Source organism: Bacillus sp. iso_77 (genome assembly GCF_056173625.1).
On the sequence record NZ_CM149683.1, the window covers coordinates 500,590 to 521,725 of the forward strand.

17 protein-coding genes and 1 riboswitch are annotated in these 21,136 nt (G+C 41.0%); of the genes, 14 read left to right on the forward strand and 3 right to left on the reverse strand.

Annotation, left to right across the window (positions count from 1 at the left end):
• Nucleotides 1–114: 114 nt before the first annotated feature.
• Nucleotides 115–789, reverse strand: coding sequence for a GntR family transcriptional regulator (locus AC0VYC_RS02400; RefSeq protein WP_045035043.1), 675 nt, complete (start codon nucleotides 787–789; stop codon nucleotides 115–117).
• Between the two features lie 153 nt (nucleotides 790–942).
• On the opposite strand from AC0VYC_RS02400, the gene AC0VYC_RS02405 reads away from it, so the two are divergent.
• From AC0VYC_RS02405 to AC0VYC_RS02470, 14 genes are all read left to right on the forward strand, one after another.
• Nucleotides 943–1,770 (forward strand): AraC family transcriptional regulator, encoded by an 828-nt coding sequence (locus AC0VYC_RS02405; protein ID WP_327872026.1) that lies wholly within the window; start codon nucleotides 943–945, stop codon nucleotides 1,768–1,770.
• Nucleotides 1,760–2,692 carry a DMT family transporter gene (locus AC0VYC_RS02410; RefSeq protein ID WP_327872025.1) on the forward strand — a complete coding sequence of 311 codons (933 nt, stop codon included), beginning with the start codon at nucleotides 1,760–1,762 and terminating at the stop codon, nucleotides 2,690–2,692. The genes AC0VYC_RS02405 and AC0VYC_RS02410 overlap by 11 nt, the downstream gene beginning before the upstream one ends.
• Before the next feature lie 99 nt (nucleotides 2,693–2,791).
• Nucleotides 2,792–3,847: a tartrate dehydrogenase gene (locus AC0VYC_RS02415; RefSeq protein ID WP_138278125.1), complete on the forward strand. Its 1,056-nt coding sequence runs from the start codon at nucleotides 2,792–2,794 to the stop codon at nucleotides 3,845–3,847.
• 72 nt (nucleotides 3,848–3,919) lie between these two features.
• Nucleotides 3,920–6,106, forward strand: a complete 2,187-nt coding sequence (topB, locus tag AC0VYC_RS02420; RefSeq protein ID WP_163116474.1) for a DNA topoisomerase III — start codon at nucleotides 3,920–3,922, stop codon at nucleotides 6,104–6,106.
• A gap of 197 nt (nucleotides 6,107–6,303) precedes the next feature.
• Nucleotides 6,304–7,386 (forward strand): glycosyl hydrolase family 8, encoded by a 1,083-nt coding sequence (locus AC0VYC_RS02425; protein ID WP_327872024.1) that lies wholly within the window; start codon nucleotides 6,304–6,306, stop codon nucleotides 7,384–7,386.
• The gene (locus tag AC0VYC_RS02430; RefSeq protein ID WP_144679562.1) at nucleotides 7,367–8,218 is read left to right on the forward strand and encodes a GGDEF domain-containing protein; all 852 of its coding nucleotides are present in this window, start codon (nucleotides 7,367–7,369) and stop codon (nucleotides 8,216–8,218) included. The genes AC0VYC_RS02425 and AC0VYC_RS02430 overlap by 20 nt, the downstream gene beginning before the upstream one ends.
• Nucleotides 8,208–9,923, forward strand: coding sequence for a DUF2334 domain-containing protein (locus tag AC0VYC_RS02435; protein ID WP_475389347.1), 1,716 nt, complete (start codon nucleotides 8,208–8,210; stop codon nucleotides 9,921–9,923). Before AC0VYC_RS02430 ends, AC0VYC_RS02435 begins: the two co-directional genes overlap by 11 nt.
• A 37-nt stretch (nucleotides 9,924–9,960) precedes the next feature.
• On the forward strand, nucleotides 9,961–11,184 hold the full coding sequence (locus AC0VYC_RS02440) for a glycosyltransferase family 2 protein (RefSeq protein ID WP_411340327.1): 1,224 nt from the start codon (nucleotides 9,961–9,963) through the stop codon (nucleotides 11,182–11,184).
• A 4-nt stretch (nucleotides 11,185–11,188) separates the two neighbouring features.
• Complete coding sequence (locus tag AC0VYC_RS02445; protein WP_475389349.1) at nucleotides 11,189–13,270, forward strand: cellulose biosynthesis cyclic di-GMP-binding regulatory protein BcsB; 2,082 nt, start codon at nucleotides 11,189–11,191, stop codon at nucleotides 13,268–13,270.
• Nucleotides 13,271–13,336: 66 nt separating this feature from the next.
• Nucleotides 13,337–13,484, forward strand: a riboswitch (cyclic di-AMP (ydaO/yuaA leader).
• A 112-nt stretch (nucleotides 13,485–13,596) separates the two neighbouring features.
• The gene (locus tag AC0VYC_RS02450; RefSeq protein ID WP_007498061.1) at nucleotides 13,597–15,423 is read left to right on the forward strand and encodes an APC family permease; all 1,827 of its coding nucleotides are present in this window, start codon (nucleotides 13,597–13,599) and stop codon (nucleotides 15,421–15,423) included.
• Nucleotides 15,424–15,493: 70 nt separating this feature from the next.
• Complete coding sequence (locus AC0VYC_RS02455; RefSeq protein WP_277519481.1) at nucleotides 15,494–17,215, forward strand: pyruvate oxidase; 1,722 nt, start codon at nucleotides 15,494–15,496, stop codon at nucleotides 17,213–17,215.
• A 194-nt stretch (nucleotides 17,216–17,409) separates the two neighbouring features.
• Nucleotides 17,410–19,002, forward strand: a complete 1,593-nt coding sequence (locus AC0VYC_RS02460) for a ribonuclease YeeF family protein (protein ID WP_256734619.1) — start codon at nucleotides 17,410–17,412, stop codon at nucleotides 19,000–19,002.
• Nucleotides 19,003–19,006: 4 nt separating this feature from the next.
• A complete protein-coding gene (locus AC0VYC_RS02465) occupies nucleotides 19,007–19,489 on the forward strand; it encodes a DUF2247 family protein (protein ID WP_178896545.1) in 483 nt (160 codons plus the stop codon).
• Nucleotides 19,490–19,905: 416 nt separating this feature from the next.
• Complete coding sequence (locus AC0VYC_RS02470) at nucleotides 19,906–20,130, forward strand: hypothetical protein (protein WP_024720475.1); 225 nt, start codon at nucleotides 19,906–19,908, stop codon at nucleotides 20,128–20,130.
• Between the two features lie 40 nt (nucleotides 20,131–20,170).
• Here the strand turns inward: AC0VYC_RS02470 and AC0VYC_RS02475 are convergent, their stop codons facing one another.
• Both AC0VYC_RS02475 and AC0VYC_RS02480 read right to left on the reverse strand, forming a co-directional pair.
• Nucleotides 20,171–20,434, reverse strand: a complete 264-nt coding sequence (locus AC0VYC_RS02475) for a hypothetical protein (RefSeq protein ID WP_008346966.1) — start codon at nucleotides 20,432–20,434, stop codon at nucleotides 20,171–20,173.
• Between the two features lie 99 nt (nucleotides 20,435–20,533).
• Nucleotides 20,534–21,103, reverse strand: coding sequence for a GNAT family N-acetyltransferase (locus AC0VYC_RS02480; protein ID WP_008346964.1), 570 nt, complete (start codon nucleotides 21,101–21,103; stop codon nucleotides 20,534–20,536).
• Nucleotides 21,104–21,136 lie beyond the last annotated feature (33 nt).

The following is a 21,136-nucleotide window of genomic DNA, read 5'->3' on the forward strand; positions in this document are numbered from 1 at the left end:
TATAAAAGCTAGTTTCTCATCTTCTAATATAAACGAAAGATCGTCTGGACATGCTGAAATCTACGAAAAATTCAAAATATGTTCATGGAATGCTTAAAAAATGGGAAAAGTCCTTTACTCCTTGTTTGTTTCAGAGAGTACTTGCTTTAAGTGCATCACATCATGCAATAAATGCTCCGTCATTGCTTGAACGGCTTCTGTGGAGCGGCGCTTTTTTATTTTAGAATAGATGGCTGCATGCTCTCTTTGAATGGTTTCAGCACGAGCCCCGCCGCTAAAATGAAAGATGCGGCAATAGTGAATGAGTGCATTTACGTGATTCAATTGTTTGGATAAGCGGTCATTGTGACTCGCCAAAATGATTTTTTGGTGAAAGGCTTCATGTAACTGGACGATCTCTTTAGAGGGCAGCTGCTGCTTGATCGCTTCGTCCGCCTGCGTGAGAACCTGCTCAATTTCATCCATTTCTCTTTGCACGGCTTCCTTACAGGCAAGCTCAACAGCAAGTGTTTCTAAAGCTACCCGAATTTGATAAAGCTCCTCGACATCTTTTTCTGTTAACGTATAGACGGAATAGCCTGATCGATGATCCGCGATTAAGAGCTCGTCTTTTTCTAACAGCCTCATCGCCTCTCTTACCGGTGATCGGCTAACGCCAAATTGTTTGGCAAGCTGTGTTTCATTGATGCGCTCTCCTGGCTGAAACTGGCCATCAAAAATCATTTGCTTCAGCTGTTCATAAAATTGCATGTGATACGGTGTTGGTCTTTCCATCTCGAATGAATTCATGCCATCATTCCCTCTTTTATACATCATCTTTTGTCTCATGTTATCCAAGTTTTTCCCTCTAGGCAAGCCTGCATCAAAAAGTCAATATCGTACAATCCAAGAGAAAAGGGGTGTGCTACACTTATGATCAGTTCAGCGAAAAGAGGGATCGACATGAACACACAAGAGGAACGAACTGTACATTTTGATCAAGACTTACAAATAGAGGCATATCGCTTTCATGGCATCATGCAAAAGTTCCCGAATCATTTTCATACATATTATGTGATTGGATTTATTGAAGACGGTCAAAGACGTTTGGTCTGCCAAAATCAAGAATACATCATTGAAAAAGGTGATATCCTTCTTTTTAATCCGTATGATAATCACGCATGTGAACAAATTGATCACAGGACACTCGATTATCGCTGCTTAAATATTGAAGCACGTGTGCTAGAGAAGGTCTTTCAGCACAAACCGCATTTTAAAGCCCCTGTGTTTTCACAAAGTGAACTAACAAAGCCATTATATGATCTACATCAAATGATCACAGAAGAAGCTCCTGCTTTGAATAAACAGGAAACCTTCTATTTCTTTATGAAACAATTGATTGAAGCCTATGCTGATACCTCAGAGGAAAAAGCATCAGCCACACGTGCCAACGAACAAAAAGTCCGAGACGTACAGCAATATATCGAAACACACCTCACGGAAAATATATCGTTAGATGACTTAGGCGAGCTTGTGTCCATGAACAAATATTCATTGCTGCGTGCTTTTACAAAGTTTAGAGGCATCACGCCGTATCGTTATTTACAGACAGTCAGAGTGAACTTTGCGAAGGAGCTTCTCGCCCAAGGAGTGAAGCCTGTAGATGCGGCTGCCTCCGCTGGATTTTCTGATCAAAGTCATTTGAGTCATTTCTTTTCAGAATTTATTGGGCTCACGCCAGGGCAGTATCAGCAAATTTTTGTAAAGCAGGTAACAGCTGATGAAAAATAAACAGCTGCTCGGTCATTTAGCGGCCATGTTCACCATTTTTTTATGGGGATCTACCTTTATCTCTACCAAAATATTATTAACGGCTTTTTCTCCAACAGAGATTTTATTTTTCCGTTTTTTTATAGGGTACTTGGCTCTGAAGATCATCTATCCGTTTACGATGAAGGTACAAAGTAAAAAGCATGAAGGGATGTTTGCGCTGGCAGGTTTATGCGGTGTGGTCTTATATTACTTTTTAGAAAATGTCGCACTTACTTATACGTTCGCTTCGAATGCAGGCGTCATCAGCTCCGTTGTCCCATTCTTCTCTTTTTTATTGGCTTATTTTTTATTAAAAGATGAGCCGCTGCACAGCCGGTTTTTCATAGGCTTTTTCATCGCGATGACGGGAATCGTGCTGATTAGCATGAATGGAATGACGACGTTTCAATTGAATCCACTCGGTGATGCCTTAGCATTAACAGCAACCATCGTCTGGGCATTCTATTCCATTTTATCGAAGATGATCAACCAATATGGCTACCATATCATTCAGGTAACAAGGCGTGTCTTCTTTTACGGACTGCTATGGATGATTCCACTGATCTGGCATTTTAAGGTTCGTTTAGACTGGGAGCGGTTGACCAATCCATCGTTTGCCTTCCACTTGCTGTTTTTAGGCGTCTTTGCATCTGCTATTTGTTTTCTGACATGGAGCTTTTCCGTGAAGACGATCGGTGTGGTGAAATCAAGTGTGTATATTTATGGAGTGCCTATTATCACGATGATCATTTCAATGATCGTTCTTCACGAGAGCTTGACCTTCATGTCTGGGCTTGGAACAGCACTGACCTTAGGAGGTTTGCTGCTTTCAGATAAAAAAAGTGCGGGAAGAAAGAAACAGAAGCCCCATGTGCTGATGCAGGATAAAAAGGCGCTTTGATCAAAAAAAGCGTCTTTTGTCCATTGTAAGAACACGCACTATTTAGTAAACTCAAATGAAACGGTCGACGGTCGACCAATAACAAAGGGGGAAAAATCAATGAAGCATGTTTCAATTGCAGCGATACCAGGTGACGGGGTTGGAAAGGAAGTTGTGCCTGAAGCTATTCGAGTTTTGAAAGCGGTATCAGATGTGCATGGCGGTCTGTCTTTCACCTTTCAGGACTTTCCGTGGAGCTGTGAGTATTATTTAGAGCATGGCGAAATGATGCCAAAGGATGGATTGGAACAACTAAAAGCCTTTGACAGCATTTTCTTAGGAGCAGTCGGAGATGCCAATTTAGTGCCGGATCATGTATCACTTTGGGGATTGCTCATTAAAATTAGACGTGAATTTGAGCAGGTGATCAACGTTAGACCGGCAAAACAGCTAAAGGGCATCCGTTCACCGCTTGCTCAGCCAAAAGATTTCGATCTACTAGTTGTAAGAGAAAATGGAGAAGGCGAATATAGTGAAATTGGGGGCCGGATTTATCAAGGGGAGGATCAGCTTGCGATTCAAAATGCCGTCTTCTCTAGAAAAGGGACAGAACGTGCGATGCATTTTGCTTTTCAATCAGCAGAAAAGAGACGAAAGCATGTAACAAGTGCAACAAAGTCAAACGGCATCGTGCATACCATGCCATTTTGGGATGAAGTGTTTCAAGATGTCTCAAAGGACTACCCTAAGGTGGAGGCAGATTCTCAGCACATTGATGCGCTCTCAGCCTTCTTTGTCACAAGACCAGAGAAATTCGATGTCATCGTCGCCAGCAATTTATTTGGTGACATTTTGACGGATCTTGGTGCCGCCATAATGGGTAGTATTGGCGTCGCACCAGCAGCCAATATCAATGTAAATGGTAAATATCCATCTATGTTTGAGCCAGTACATGGATCAGCACCAGATATCGCTGGAAAAGGCATCGCGAACCCTATTGGACAAATCTGGACCGCTAAACTCATGCTTGATCATTTCGGAGAGGAAGAATTAGGCACACACCTTCTCGATACGATTGAATCTGTCACAGCAGACGGCTTTTTAACGGCAGATATCGGCGGAGCCTATCAAACACAAGAGGTCACAAACGAAATCATTAAACGATTGAAGAAATAATCAGTCATTAGAACCGCATCTCCACGTCTGCTATAATAAAAGGATGGATAGAAGAAAGAGATGTGAAATTTCGTGTCAAAAACAGTTGTATTAGCAGAGAAACCTTCGGTAGGACGTGACCTTGCACGTGTGCTGAAGTGTCATAAAAAAGGAAATGGTTTCTTAGAGGGAGATCAATACATTGTCACGTGGGCGCTGGGCCACCTGGTGACACTGGCTGATCCAGAAGGCTACGGGAAAGAATTTCAATCCTGGCGCCTAGAGGATTTACCCATTATTCCAGAACCACTCAAGCTTGTCGTGATGAAAAAAACAGGGAAGCAGTTCCAAGCGGTCAAAGCGCAGTTGGCGAGAAAAGATGTAAAAGACATTGTCATCGCAACAGATGCTGGACGTGAAGGGGAGCTTGTGGCAAGGTGGATTCTTGAAAAAGCACATGTGAAAAAGCCTCTAAAACGTTTATGGATTTCGTCTGTTACAGACAAAGCCATTCAAGAAGGGTTCAAACGATTAAAAGACGGCAGAGAGTATGACAACTTGTACCGCTCTGCGGTGGCGCGTGCAGAGGCAGACTGGATTGTGGGGATCAACGCAACAAGAGCGCTGACAACGAAGTTCAATGCGCAGTTATCCTGTGGACGTGTGCAAACGCCAACGATTGCTATGATCGCCAAGCGAGAGGAAGACATTCAGCAATTCCAGCCGAAGCCGTTCTTTGGGCTGACTGCACAAGTAGACGGACTGACGCTGACTTGGCAGGATGCAAAGACAAAACAAAACCGTACATTCCAAGAAGATGTAGTGAAGGAGCGCTTGGCAGCCTGTAAAGGAAAACCTGCAGTGATTGATGCACTGAAAAAAACAGCGAAAAAATCCTTTGCTCCAGGGTTGTATGACCTGACAGAATTGCAGCGTGATGCCCATAAACGCTACGGTTTTTCAGCAAAAGAAACACTGTCTACACTTCAGCGTCTGTATGAGCAGCATAAGCTCGTCACGTACCCGCGTACGGATTCACGTTTCATTTCGGCAGATATCGTGCCTACATTAAAAGATCGACTCAAAGGAATGAACGTTAGACCTTACGCGCAGCATGTGAATCGCATTCTACAATCAGGCATTAAAGCGCATAAAGGTTTTGTCAACGACGCCAAAGTGTCAGATCACCATGCGATCATTCCAACCGAGGAAGAGCTGTATCCAGGTGCATTAAGCGATAAAGAGCGTAAATTATATGACCTGATTGCCAAGCGATTCCTTGCTGTACTGATGACCCCTTTTGAATATGAGGAAACAACAGTGATCGCCAAGATCGGCAGTGAGACATTCACAGCGAAAGGGAAAATTGTGCAATCAGCCGGCTGGAAAGCCGTGTACGATGATTCCTATGAAGACGAGGAATCAGCCGAAGCAGATCAGCACTTGCCGGCATTAACAGAGGGGCAGTCACTTGACGTACGCCAATTAAAAGAGACAAAAGGCGAAACGAAACCTCCTGCTCGTTTTAACGAAGCGACCCTTTTATCTGCCATGGAGAACCCGTCTGCATTTATGGAGAACAAGGAAAAAGACTTAGTGAAAACCCTTGGCGAAACGGGTGGATTGGGGACAGTGGCAACTAGAGCTGATATCATTGAGAAACTGTTTAACAGCTTCTTAATTGAGAAAAAAGGCAAAGACATCTTCATCACATCGAAAGGGAAGCAGCTTCTTTCTTTAGTACCTGAAGATTTAAAGTCACCTGCTTTAACAGCGGAATGGGAACAAAAGCTGTCTAAAATTGCGAAAGGCCAATTGAAAGCTTCTCAATTCATGAGTGAAATGAAGTCATATGCAAAACAAGCCGTATCTGAAATCAAACAAACGAATCAAACCTTTAAGCATGACAACATGACAGGCACACATTGTCCTGACTGTGGAAAACTCATGTTAAAAGTGAACGGGAAAAACGGCACCATGCTTGTTTGTCAGGATAGAGAATGCGGACATCGAAAAAATGTGGCAAAGAAAACAAATGCACGCTGCCCGAACTGTCATAAAAAGCTTGAGCTGCGCGGAGAAGGCGATGGTAAAATATTTGCCTGTGTTTGTGGTCATAGAGAGAAACTGTCTGTTTTCGAAAAACGCAAATCACAATCCAATCAAAAACGAGCCAGTAAGCACGATGTGTCCAAATATATGAAGAAACAAAAGAAAGTGGAAGAACCAATCAATAACGCACTTGCAGAACAATTGAAGAAACTAAAATTAGATCAATAGTTGTGTAAAAACCCATGTGAATTCGCATGGGTTTTTTGTTTGTTCGAGTATTTTGACATGTTGTTTTTCTGTAAATGGGAATATGTAAGCGAAAAGACTCGTAATTTGGTATAAAATATTTATTTTCATTTAAACAGAAACGCTCTATAATAAATCGTTAGATGCTTAGAGAGAACAAGGATTGAAAGGGGACACGAATGGATACACCCATATATCGTACGTCTATCGCTATACTTATTGTCATTTTACTAGGCGGATGTACCTGGAAACAGCAGCAACATTCAGCTCAACCAGAACCTGCAAAGCCAGTATTGTCAGGAGAGTACTTTATGACTCACCACTTAATGACAGATCAAGGCATGATCCGGACCTCGCTTGCGGAGCAGCCTACTTACTTATCAGAATCGCTCGGACTTTGGATGGATTATCTTGTTAGAAAAAAAGATCAAACATCTTTTGATCAACAGGTAGACGTCCTGCGCACTCAATTCTTACTGGAACATGATCTTCTTAGCTGGCAAATCGAATCTCATCAAAAAAGCAAAGTCAATGCTTTAGTTGATGACTTACGTGTAGTAACAGCACTTCAAAAAGCAGATCAATTGTGGCAGAAGTCAGTGTATCAAACCACAGCCAAAAAAATCGCAAAAGCGTTAAAAGACAAAAACATGTTCAAGGGTATGTTGACCGACTATTATGATGCATCGACAAAGCAAACTTCACATACAATCACACTTTCATATCTTGACCCAAAAGCAATCAAAGAACTAGTATCCCTCCACCTATTCACAGAACAAATGATGAACAACCAATTGGCCATTCTAAAAAATGCACCGAGACAAAAAGGATTTTTTCCAAAATCCTATGACATAGCGAAGAAAGTCTACTCGTTTGATCAGGAAATCAACTTGATCGACCAGCTTTATACGGCTCTTTATGCCGAACGTGCACAGGTTGATACAACAGTCATCATGAAATGGCTGAAAACCAACTTCCAAAAGGAAGGAAAACTGTATGGACGATATAAACTGAGCACATTACAGCCAGCAGTGACGTATGAATCACCTTCGGTCTATGCACTGGTGATCTTATATGCACTCAAACAAGGAGAAGATGATTTTGCAAAAGACGTCTATCACCGAATGAAAGAGCTGCAAATCCAAGATCCTCTCAAGCCTTATTACGGAGGCTACATGAACGAAAAAGATACACACTCATTTGATAATTTATTGCCTCTAATTGCAGAAAGGGAGCTTCTAAATGAAAAGGTTATTCAGTAACACCTATCGCACGTATTATACGGTGCTCCTCATGTTTGCGGGACTCATTTTATTTATGGGCTACTTGAATGGACGTGATGCGGAGAGTGTCATGATCATCACACTCACATTTGTCGTGATAGGATGCGGCATTTTATTTGGTATTTTGCCAGCATTGGTTTTTACTTTGTTGATTTTGTTCTTTATAGGAAGCGGGATGTTCTTTACAGAGCTTGGTCACACAAATTCCCTCTTTTCTCATCAAACGTTGCAAGATGTCGTGATATGGGGCGTGGCGCTTCTCTTTTTTGCTATTTCTGCTGGAAACGTGCATGAGCGAATAAAAACGATGCGTTACACCATTGAACAACAAAAGAGGGCCATCAAACAATTTGTAGCGATTGACTCAACCACAGGCTTTGACAATGCAGAGCGGATGAGGCTCGAATTGTCTGAGGAAATGAAACGAGCAGAACGATACAAACAGCCATTCGTCTTTATCCTTCTTCATATGCACTACTCAGCTGAATTCAAAACATTATATGGAGAAAAAGAAATGCAGCATCTTTTCCAGCAACTCAGTATGAAGATACGCGAAAGTGTGAGAGAAACCGATAAGAAATTTCGATTATCCGAAGAACGAATCGGGCTGCTGCTCACTCACACACCTGCAGAAAACGTCTCGATCGTTCTTGAAAAGCTAAAGGATAAACTGCAAACGCATGTCCTGCTAAATGGTCGTGAAGTGACCTTAACCTTTCATGTTTGTCATTTAACAAGCAGCTCGGATTATCGGACACCAGAGCAATTTTTAGAAGAACTAGAAAACGAGATGATGATGAATGAACTTTAATGTTTTGACGAAATGTTGTTTGTTAATCGTTCTTTTCTCTATGCTTTCGATCAAAGACAGTACATCAGCCGGTGCACTTGAGAAAGAGTCAAGGACCCTCATCGTCTATTCCACACAATCAGGTGAGACAACGCCATCTGTTCATATGCTTGATGTACTTGTGGGGCATTTTTCCACACGAACGACCATTTTATCTGATGAACAAATCACTGAAAAGAACCTCAATGACTCTCAGCTAGTTATCTATATAGGTGAAGAAAAGAGAACGTTGAAAGCACAAACAATTCGTCTTATAAACGAATCAAAACGCTTAATCGCAATAGGATACAATGCGGAACAGCTTCGTCCATTCTCCAAGCTTACTTTTCACAAACAAGATCACATCAGTCAAATCAAAGATACTGATGATCAAGAATACCGTCAGCTAGAGAGAGGAATCACAGCTCAGACGGTTCAAGGGACAGATCTGCAACGTAAATTCTTATTGAAGAAAAATCAAGCTGAACAGCCATTTGTGATTCAAACAAAAGAAGGTGCGGCATATGTCGGAATGCTAAATATCCTTCAGCACGACAAGCTACTTGCAGAGGTGCTAGAAAGTCTCCTGCCGGCTTCTAATCAAACGACGACAAAGTACTTACAGATTGGGAAGATTAACCCCGTCACGGATGAGAAGAAGTTACTTGAACTTGGACGATACGTAACAGCTCGCCATATCCCTTTTCTGCTGGCGGTGACCCCTATATGGATTGATCCAGCAACAGGGGATGAAGTGACGCTCAGTGACCGGCCTAAACTTGTCCACGTGTTAAAACAATTGCAAAGCAATGGAGCTAGTGTCGTTCTTCACGGGTTTAGCCGTACGTATCGAACGGAGGAGTCGGGTAAAGGCTTTGAATTCTGGGATGTCAAGTACGATCAGCCCGTTACGTCAAATGAACCAGAGAAAGCTGATCAGCAGCTGAACAAAAGCTTTTTTCCGAATGAAAAAGATTTTAATGCGTATATCACATCCAATCAACATCAAGAAGCCATCTATACAGAAGAAAAGCTGACAAAAGGCATTGAACTGCTTGCGCAGCAGGGGTTATATCCGCTTGCATTTGAAGTGCCGAATGATGCCATTTCCCTGCAAGGCTATGAAGTGATTTCCCGCCATATGTCCAGTCTATTTGGACAGGTGCAGCTCTCAGACCGTACATGGAAATCAAGTAGTGAATCACCATTTTTGTCGACACCCGCCATGCTTCATGGCATGACTTTATATCCTGAACAGTCTATAGATACAGCGTCTGACCAAGAAGGTGCAAACATACTGACTGAGCAAACAATTCAATCCATGCAGCATATCCAATCCGCCGCCATTGGGCTGTCCTATGATGTGGAAGCGGGGATAGATGGGCTGCAAGATGTAATCACACAAATGGATGCGATCCCTTCTAGTGAATGGCTAGATTTAAAGAAAACAAAACAGACTGTTCAAACTCAGAATGTCCAGATCAAAACAGCAGGAAATGGACATATTCAAATAGAGCAATCCAATATAGCTGAACCAAAAACAAACAAACGAAGCGGGATGGAAAATATGCTTCGAATACTCACAATGGTGGTGCTGCTCTTTATTGTGGCATTTGCTTTTTACACATTGTATTTAAGGCTGACGATGAAAAAACGGATCTTTAAGGAGAGAAAATCAGGTGGCTGATATCTTATTTTACCTATCATTAATACTGATTTGGATCATGCTCCTATATCATATGTTTCTGATGCAGGGAGGCTTTCAGCACTATTTAACTTACGAAAAAGTGCTGCCTAAATGGACGAAACAAGGGAAAGATCTGCCGACCGTCAGCATTCTCATTCCAGCACATAATGAAGAAGTGGTCATTCGGCAGACGCTAAAAGCCATGGTCCAGTTATCCTATCCCAAACACCTTCTTGAAATCATTGTGATTAATGACAATTCCTCTGATCGTACAGGGGAGATTGTGCAATCATTTAGTGAGCTATACGATCATGTTCATATGATTGAAACAAAGCCGCCATTTGCAGGGAAGGGGAAATCTACTGCACTGAATGAAGGCTTGAAGGCTTCGACAGGAGACGTTATTTGTGTATACGATGCAGATAATATGCCTGAAAAGAAAGCTGTCTACCATTTGGTTCTTGGATTATTGAATGATCCTAAAGCAGGTGCTGTTGTCGGGAAATTCAGGGTCATCAATGCAGCCAAAAACCTCCTGACAAAATTCATTAACATAGAAACGATCTGCTTCCAGTGGATGGCGCAAGGCGGGAGATGGAAATGGTTTGGCATTGCGACAATACCAGGCACCAACTTTGCGATCCGTCGGCACATTTTAGAAGAGCTTGGCGGCTGGGATGTCCATGCACTAGCTGAAGACACTGAATTAACAATTCGTGTGTATAATCTGGGCTATGTGATTCGGTTCTTTCCTGCTGCGATTACATGGGAACAAGAGCCTGAAACATGGAAAGTCTGGTGGCGGCAACGAACACGCTGGGCTAGAGGCAACCAATATGTTGTGCTCAAATTTTTAAGGCAGTTTATGAAATTAAAACGAAAACGAATGATTTTCGATTTATTTTATTTTTTCTTTACGTATTTCCTATTTTTCTTTGGTGTACTGCTCTCCAACGGCATTTTTATCGTAAACTTATTCGTTGATCTTCACTTATCTGTGGGAGCTGTGGCACTCATCCTATGGGGATTAGCCTTCTTCCTCTTTTTAACAGAAGTGATGATTACGTTAAGCATAGAGAAAACAGAGCTGACCAAACAAAATATTCTCATTGTCGTTCTCATGTACTTTACCTATTCTCAAGTATGGATTGCGCTTGTTGTGTACTCCTTATGTGTAGAGGTGAAAAGCCGATTATTGAAACAAGAAGTGAAATGGTACAAAACCGAGCGTTACAATCAACAACAAAAGAAAAGCGGGTGACATATTGAAATCGTTAAAATGGTTGATTTATATATTAGGATTATCCTTAGCGATCCAGCCTTTTTTCATGGCAGGTCAAGCAATGGCGCAATCCAACCGAGTTCAAGTCAAAGATGATTGGGTTCAATCTTCAAAAGAAAGCAAAACAAAAACGCAGCATCTATCAGAAGACGTAGTGACCTTATATGGGCAAGAAGACCGCACTGAATTTACCTATCAAGTGGATCAGGAAAAAACAGAGTCAAGCACATTGACGTTAAATATAGAGGCTTCACCATTATTGATTTCACCTTCCTCATTCACTGTTATGATTGATGGAGAGATCGAAAAGACCATCCCTGTATCAGGGAAAAACCAGAAAAAGTCGATTCAAATCAAGTTGAACAAAGCACAATTGAAAAAAGGTACTCACCGCATTCAGGTCACATTTTATGGTGTTTTAAAAGAAGGCGTGTGTATCAACCAAGAGACACCTGCTAATTGGCTAAAAGTGTATCCTGAAAGTGAACTTACATTCAAAGGAATCCAGACAAAAGATTTCACATTAGATAGCTTTCCATCACCTTTTATTCAAACAGGTGATCAGAAAGAACAGACAGACATTGTAATTCCTAATTCACCGGATGCAGCTGAATTAGAAGCAGCCATCAAAGTATACCGTACGTTGAAAAACAAAGATCGCCAAAAAGAGATCAAACTGATCCAAGAAAAGGACATCAAGCAAGTGGCGCACCCAACGATTGCTGTGGGAGCTAAAGGAAGCTGGGATGGACGGATGAAAACGATTGAACAAGCTGCAGGAATTAAAACGAAAAGCAGTCATCTTACGTTAGCGATGAGAACTTTGACAGCAAAGAAAACAAGACAGCCCATTTTATTTGTGACAGCGGAAAAGCCTGTGACAATCGCTGATAAAATCAATGTTCTGACTCAGTCAGAATTAACGGATCAACTGACTGGAACAGACCTAGTGCTTCAAAAGGCTGCAGCTCAAACGTCTAAACCATCTCACAAGATTCCTTTGAAAGATTTTGGCGGAGATGATGTCACGGTTGGGACCAACAAGACGGCATCCGACCACTACTATTATCCGAAAGCGCTACTGGCTAACCAAAAATCAGGTGCAAAGCTCAATCTTTCATTCAAAAAATCTGATACAGCGGCAAGCAAAACAGAACGGTTAACTGTTATGATCAATGACGAACCGCACGACATACCATTAGCAAAACTAGGCAGCAAAGATGCGAATGGATTCTATCATGTCTCGATTCCAGTAGATTCAAAGATACTTCAAAAAAATGAATATATTGATTTGCAATTTGTCACAAGTGGTTTTAAAAACATGGAATCTTGCAGACATACGGATGAAGAAGGCTGGATATTCATTGACAAAGACAGCTCTCTTCAAATACCAGAAGGAACAACGAGTGAAAAGCCAGATTTAGCCGCATGGCCGCTCCCGTTCACTTCGAAAAATACATTGATCATCATACCAGATCAAATCAAACGTGAAACAATCAATCAAATGGCCATGTTGACGGAATCTTTTAGTCAGCCAGAAGTAGCTCAATATCATTTAATAAAAGCTTCTCAAGTGACAAATGAACAATTGAAAAATCACCCTCTCATTTTCATCGGAGGCATTCAAACATTCTCTCTTCTGAAAGAAAAAGCAGCCGATCTCGTTGTTCCGGTGAAAAAGGATCAGTATGATGTATCTTCTTTCGGCATGATCAACGAAACAACGGCTCGAATTGTATGGACGCAGCCATCTGTTTGGAATAAAGAACAGACAATGACAGTCTTTTCAGGAATGACTGCAACTGAAGCTAACGTGTCAAATGAAGTAATGCAATTTCTTCAAACAAATACAGAAAAAGCAACAGTTGCAATAGAGAGTAAAAACAAAGGTGTGTTTACTAATCATCAATCTGTCAGCAGCACATCGAACAGTCTGAAAACAAGTGAAAAACAAAGCAGTAGCGAGTCTTGGATTTACTTTGTGTGTATCGCTGCACTCATCCTTTTTGTGCTTTTAATGATTGTCTATTTCGTACGAAAAAACCGTAAAAAGACTGAGTTCTAAACGATCAAAAGACCTTGAAAAAATCTCTTTACTTTGGTGTCAAACGGGAGTATGATCTCTTTTATAAAAGACCAATCGCTGAATCATTTCGATGAGCGGGGGAACCAATTGTGGTGGTATAAAACACCACGTGGGGTGAATCCTTTTAAGGTAGGGCAAAATCTCATGCGCCCGAATCCGTCAGCTAACCTCGTAAGCGTTAAAGAGAGCAAAGACCAACCTGTGATCTAAACAATAGGCACAGGGGCATTCTATTGCCTCTGTGTCTTTTTGGCGATCCAAATTTTGTAACTCAAATCGTTTGACACTAAAGGAGCGGGCATCACATGTACAGTTTGATGAAGCGTATTTTAATTGGTAAACCATTAAAATCACAGGCAGCAGGAGAACAAAAACTATCAAAAATCAAAGCTTTGGCATTATTGTCATCAGACGCATTATCGTCAGTCGCATACGGTACAGAACAAATCTTAATTGTTCTATCAGTTGTCAGTGCGGCAGCGTTTTGGTACTCACTCCCGATTGCAGGTTGTGTATTAATCCTTTTAATGGCGTTAATTCTATCTTACCGCCAGATTATTTATGCTTATCCAGAAGGCGGCGGGGCGTATGTCGTCTCCAGCAGAAACTTGGGTGAAAAACCAGGGCTGGTTGCTGGTGGATCATTACTCGTCGATTACATTTTAACCGTAGCAGTGAGCATTTCTGCTGGGACCGATGCGATCACATCGGCTTTTCCAGCTCTATATCCATATCATGTCATGATCTCAATTGTATTAGTCCTAGTGATTATGGTGTTAAACCTTCGTGGACTGACAGAGTCGGCATCTATTTTGGCTTATCCTGTGTACCTATTTGTCTTTTCATTGCTCATTTTAATTGGGGTGGGCGGGTTTAAACTATTAACTGGGCAAGTGCCGCCAGCACCTGAACATACAGCATTTGGCACACATGTATCAGGCATCACGTTATTTCTTTTATTAAAGGCATTTTCGTCTGGCTGTTCTGCTTTAACTGGTGTTGAAGCGATTTCTAATACAATTCCATCCTTTAAAAAACCAGCTGCACAAAATGCAGCGAGAACTTTATTGATGATGGGGGGATTACTGGCCGTTCTATTTGTAGGAGTGACATTGCTTGCGTTTGGTTTTGGCATCTCGCCAAAGCCAGAAGAAACGGTTGTGTCACAGATTGCATCAGACACATTTGGACGGACATTTTTCTACTATGTCATTCAAGCTGTCACAGCTTTAATTTTAATATTAGCGGCAAACACAGGTTTTTCAGCTTTTCCATTATTGGCTGTCAACTTAGCAAAAGATAAATATATGCCGCGCATGTTTACAGTGAGAGGAGATCGGCTCGGTTATTCCAATGGTATTATCTTTTTAGGTGTAGCTTCTATGCTGCTTATTTGGCTATTTGATGGGAAAACGGAACACCTCATTCCACTTTATGCTGTCGGTGTGTTTATTCCATTTACCTTGTCTCAGACAGGTATGTGTGTAAAGTGGATTCGTGAAAAACCACAGGGATGGAAAGTGAAAATGCCTATCAATATCGTGGGAGCACTTATTTCATTTACGGTTTTCATGATTCTCATTTTGACCAAGTTCCATCTTGTATGGCCAGTATTTGTTTTCATGCCAATTGTTCTATTTATTTTTCATTCTATTAAGAAACATTATCTGTCTGTTGGAGAACAATTACGTTTATTGAATGAAACCGAGCCTGTCGAAATCAAAGGAAATGTGGTCATCGTCCCAATAGCAGGTGTCACACGTGTCGTCGAACAATCTGTGCAATATGCAAAATCCTTATCAGACCAGGTCATAGCGGTTCATGTATCGTTTGATAAAGAGAAAGACAAGAAAATTGAAGCTGATTGGGAAAAGCTGAATAGTGATGTGCGTCTTGTGATTTTACATTCGTCTTATCGAAGTCTCATTCACCCGCTTGATAAATTTCTTGAAACGATTGAAGCGAAAGCAAATGCACATCAATATAGAGTGATGGTGCTCGTCCCTCAATTTATTCCGAAAAAAAGATGGCACACCATTTTGCATAATCAATCTGCTTTCTTATTAAGATTCCGTTTATTATGGAAACGGGATATTGTTGTCGCCACTCTTCCATATCACTTTAAAAAGTAACAAGAGCAAGTTGAAACGTTTGATCAAAAAGGTGCGGTGGTATGGAGTAAGAAAAAAGGAGTTTTCTCACATGCCGCAAAGAACCGCAGGAAAAGAAGTAACAGCGCTACTGGAAGAGTGGGGCGTGAAACATATTTATGGAATGCCCGGCGACAGTATTAACGAATTGATCGAAGAACTAAGGCATGAATCAAGCAAAATTCAATTTATACAAACAAGACATGAAGAAGTGGCAGCACTTTCAGCTGCAGCTGATGCGAAACTAACAGGTAAACTCGGTGTTTGTTTATCAATTGCAGGGCCAGGTGCTGTCCACTTATTAAATGGACTATACGATGCAAAAGCGGATGGTGCACCTGTATTAGCGATTGCAGGGCAGGTTGCTTCAACTGAAGTAGGCAGAGATGCATTTCAAGAAATCAAATTAGAGCGGATGTTTGACGATGTTGCTGTCTTTAATCAGCAAGTACAAACAGCAGAAGCTCTGCCTGACTTATTGAATCAAGCCATCAAAGCTGCTTATACCCATAAAGGGGTGGCGGTTCTCACTGTCTCAGATGATTTATTTTCTCAGAAAATTAAGCGGAGTCCCATTTATACATCACCTCTTTATGTAGAGGGAGATGTGCGGCCGAAGAAAGATCAACTGCTAAAGGCTGCTCAACTCATTAACAATGCGAAGAGGCCAGTCATCTTAGCAGGAAAAGGATTAAAAAATGCTAAAGAAGAACTTCTTTCGTTTGCAGAAAAGGCAGCTGCACCGATCGTCATTACACTTCCAGCAAAAGGTGTTGTTCCAGACAGGCATCCATACTTTTTAGGGAACCTAGGTCAGATCGGGACGAAGCCTGCATATGAAGCGATGGAAGAGTGCGATTTATTAATCATGCTTGGAACCTCCTTCCCATATAGGGATTACTTACCGGAAGACACACCTGCCATTCAATTGGATATCAAACCGGATCAGATCGGTAAAAGATATCCAGTAGAAGTGGGGATTGTAAGTGACAGTAAGACTGGTCTTCATGAACTAACCTCTTATATTGAATATAAAGAGCAGCGCGGTTTCCTTGAAGCTTGTACAGAGCATATGATGAAGTGGCGAGAAGAAATGGATAAGGAAAAATCTATTGCCACATCACCGCTTAAACCGCAGCAAGTCATCGCTAGATTAGAAGAAGCGGTCGATGATGATGCCATTCTTTCAGTTGATGTCGGTAATGTGACGGTATGGATGGCACGTCATTTCGAAATGAAGCAGCAGGATTTCATTATTTCCAGCTGGCTTGCCACAATGGGCTGTGGTTTACCTGGCGCAATATCAGCTAAATTAAACGAACCAAACCGCCAAGCCATTGCTGTCTGTGGTGACGGAGGCTTCACAATGGTGATGCAAGATTTTGTGACGGCAGTAAAATATAAACTGCCAATTGTCGTTGTGATCTTAAACAACAACAACCTTGGTATGATTGAATATGAACAACAGGTAAAAGGCAACATCAACTATGGTATAGAGCTGGAAGATATTGATTTTGCAAAATTTGCAGAAGCATGCGGTGGTAAAGGAATCTCGGTGTCATCACATGAAGAACTAGCACCAGCCTTTGATCAAGCACTTCAAGCTGAGAAACCTGTGATCATTGATGTTGCGGTGACCAATGAACCACCGTTACCTGGTAAAATCACGTACACACAAGCAGCAGGCTTTAGTAAATATTTATTGAAAAAATTCTTTGAAAAAGGTGAGCTGGATATCCCTCCACTCAAGAAAAGCCTTAAACGCTTTTTCTAAACAGCAGGTAGTCGGTCTTCTAATTAGAAGACTGACTTTTTTTGTTGAATAGGTAAAATCATTTCAATTGTCACTTGTTTTCTTCTGTATAAAAATATACAGACTGGATTTTTTGCAACTTAAAGCCTATTTTTCCAATTCGGTGAGAAAGGTAAAATAGACTTTATGATCAATAATGGAGGGAGTGGCTTAATCTGGGCAAGATACTTGATGCAAAAGCACTAACCAGTGCCATGGATACAAGGGCAAAACACTATCAGGAACTCCGCGAACAGATGATAGATTTAAAAAAGGCATTACAAGGTGTTGCCAACCTCGGTGACGACTTCACTGGAAAAGGTGCCGATAACATTAAAAGCTTCTACAAAGAACTCGCCGGAAATGTGGACATGTTTATTAGCTTCATTGATAAACAAAAAGCCTTTCATGAAGGTGTTTCTGGGACACTTGATGATACAAATTTTGGCGGCGACACCTTTGTAGAAGAACACTTTTTAGACAACGCTGTACATATGGGAATCAAGAATGCCAAAAGCATCGTGAAGGATCAAAAAAAGGCACTCAAAACGATTTTTCAAGATATTGATGACCTCATTTCTCTGGAGGTATTTGATAGTAAAACCTTTGACGAAAAGATTGCAGATGCGGAAGATGAACGGAAGAAAACGGTTAAAGATTTAATAGAACTTGATCAAAATCTAAAAGATGAATATGCTTTGTCAGAGACTGAGGAGAAGGCTACAATGGCATTGTACGCAGAAATGATCAATGCCACAAATGACGGAAAATCCATTTCGCCTATGAATTTTGACAAGAAAGCGTATCAAAATAGCGAAATCTACAAGGCAAAAAGCGATATTGAGAAGCAAACTTCTGAATATCTAAAAATCAAAAAAGATCAAGAAGAAGCCCGCAAGATTGCAAAGGAACAAGAAGCACTAGCCAACCGTCCGTGGTATGAAAAAGCCCTTGATTACGGTGGGAATATCGTCAATGAGCTGACAGGCGTGAACGATGCAAAACGTGCCGCAACAGGTGTCGATCCGATCACAGGAGAAGAACTCACCGCAGGCCAACGAGTCGCCGCAGGCGGCATGGCAGCAGCAGGCTACATCCCGATTGTCGGCTGGGCAGGACGCATTTTTAAAGGCGGAAAAGCCGTCTATAAAACGACTCAAGCCACGTCCGCCGCAGTCAGAGCGGTCGACATTTACAAGACATCACAGAAGTCTTTCGATGCGTTGAAAACATCACAAAAAGGCTTATATGGACTCACCGCGACCAACGGCTTCAGCGAAGCGATTACGGGTCGAGACATGTTTGGAAATAAAGTCTCGAAAGAACAACAGGAAGCGAGTATGAATGCGGCGCTTACAATGCTTTTACCGTTTGGATCGAAAGGTTTTCGTGGGAAGATGGGGATTAAGAGTACGAGTGAACTTAAGCATCCGGTTTTAGATAATCCAAGAGTAGGTAGTGCATTAAAAGATGATTTTTATCATAGATTTAATGATATTATTGACAACTATGCAGTTCATTCTAAAAGATTTGATTTGCCGAATAGAAGAGGACATATGGATTCGTTGTATCAAATTGAGGGATCAATGGTTAAGTATGAGACAAAGTTTGTAAAAATTAAGAATAATGCACCTGAAATGATACAGTCGAAAGAGATAAGAAATGGCGTGTTTGAATGGGTTGTAGATCCAACAACTAACAAAGTAACCCATAGAACTTTTATACCTGACGGCAAAGTTACAGGAAAAATAAATCAATGGGGGAAATAAAAAATTGTATAAAATTGAAATAATCAAGAAAAGTGGATTTGAATGTAATTGGGCTACGTTGTTTGTTGGTAGACAGTATAATTTAATTCCTGCCTTAGAAGTAACAAACTATGCAGTGGAATATCTAGAAGATAACCCTCATGATGATAACGAGCTCATTCTTGAATTAGCGTGGGAACAAGAAGAAGTAAAGGTAGATGATATACTTGAAAGCATAATCTCTGATAATTCTTCGGAAGACATGACGAGAGAATATCATAAGTGGCTATATAGTATTATGAAAGAAGCGTATACTCACTCAACTGATGATACCATCTTTGAAGAAATTGAACATATTTTCTCAGTCTTTCACACGCCCGAAAATATGTATGATTTTTTTAGAGAAGTATCAGACGCATTTTATTATCCCCATGATTCACAAAAAACAATGAAAGAACTTGTAGAAGAGTTTTTAGAAAATGAAAAACAATTGATTTTAAATAAGTAGAGAACTTAAAGAAAACGATGGATAAATAAGCCATCGTTTTTTCGTACATAAGATTGTTTGTCTAATGACCTTTCTCTTGAGCATAGGGATTTTCATGCAATTGTAGAAGTCCTTTGGTGATTGAATTCTACGTGGAATGTTATATATAGGATCATTTTATAAAATTTTGAAAGAAACGGTGAAAACATAGATTGACAATAAAATAAGTATCATATCCGAGAAATTTGAAAATAAAAATATGGGTGAACTCGTAGAAGGAATTACGATTATCATAGATGGAAAATTTCACCTTGATTTTTCTGATAAAATCAAGGTTTTTTAAACTGTAAATTCACTTTCATACCAAATCACCCCACACATAATTGGGAATCATATGTTAAACTAACCCAATCACCACAAAAAAAGGGGAATAAACCATGCTATGGATTTTCACACAAAACGAACAAAGTTTCGTTAATGTTCACGAAGTCACAGTAACCGGTAAAAAGATTGAAGGGTTTATCGCAGGCAGTGATTCTTGGGTCAAGACGCTCGGCAAGTATGACTCAAGCGATCGAGCATCAGAGATCCTTCAAGACATTGTGAAAGTAATTGAAAAAAACCCAAATGGTACGATGACCTATCGAATGCCTCAGCAGTAAAAAAAGAAACCACCTTTCCATCGCGAAAAGGTGGTTTTGTTTATGAAGGTGTTTTGGTAAAGGCTAAAAATAACGGGATGCCTGTGCCGACAAGTGTAGTGGCGAATAGGAACATACCGCAAATGAATAGAAAATGACTGGCTGAAAAGACGAGTGCCAGAATGAGAAACACGATGCTGAGTCCTGCCATGCTATATGATGGGACAAAGCGGCGTTTGTATGTGGCTTTCTTTGTTAGGAATGAGAAGAAAATGCCAAATAATAAAGGGACAATCCATAAGTAAAATAAAATAATAAGAGACATACATCATACCTCGATTTTTTCCTTCTATTTTATCAGATGCCAATCACAACGGATACTACAAAGCTTCACTTTGTAAAATAGTTCATGCAATCGACACAATTAAGTGGGCTGATTGATCGAATTCGTTTTTTGTTTCATATATTCAGGCTGTAAAAGTGCGTACACACAGTGATCGGCAAAGTGGTCGCCCAGCCATTCACATTGTCTTAATATGCCTTCAAGTGAAAAAGATAAACGCTCTGCGATGCGTCTGCTTTTTTGATTATCAACAGCGGCCCTTATTTCAATGCGATGCAGACCGCACTCTTCAAATAAATAGTGAATGACCGCTTTGCATGCTTTTGTCATGATGCCTTTTCCTTGATAGCCTTCCCCGAGCCAATAGCCAATGGAAACCGTCCGATTAATCCAATGAATTTGGTGGGTGCCAATGATACCAACGAGTTCTCCATGTGACCATATTCCAGCCTGAAAACCATTGTTTTGCAAAGCTTGCTGCATGGCACCTTGAATAAACGCCATGCTGTCTTCTTCTGTCTGCGTCGAATCGACCCATAGCATCCATTCACGTAAGTGCTCTCTTGAGCGTTGGATGAGCAGGTACAGGCTTCTCGCGTCTCTTGGTTCAAGCAGCCGCATGGATAGATCTTGATCCTGATAAAAAAACATGTGATCACATCCTCTCAAGGGAAATTCTACCAC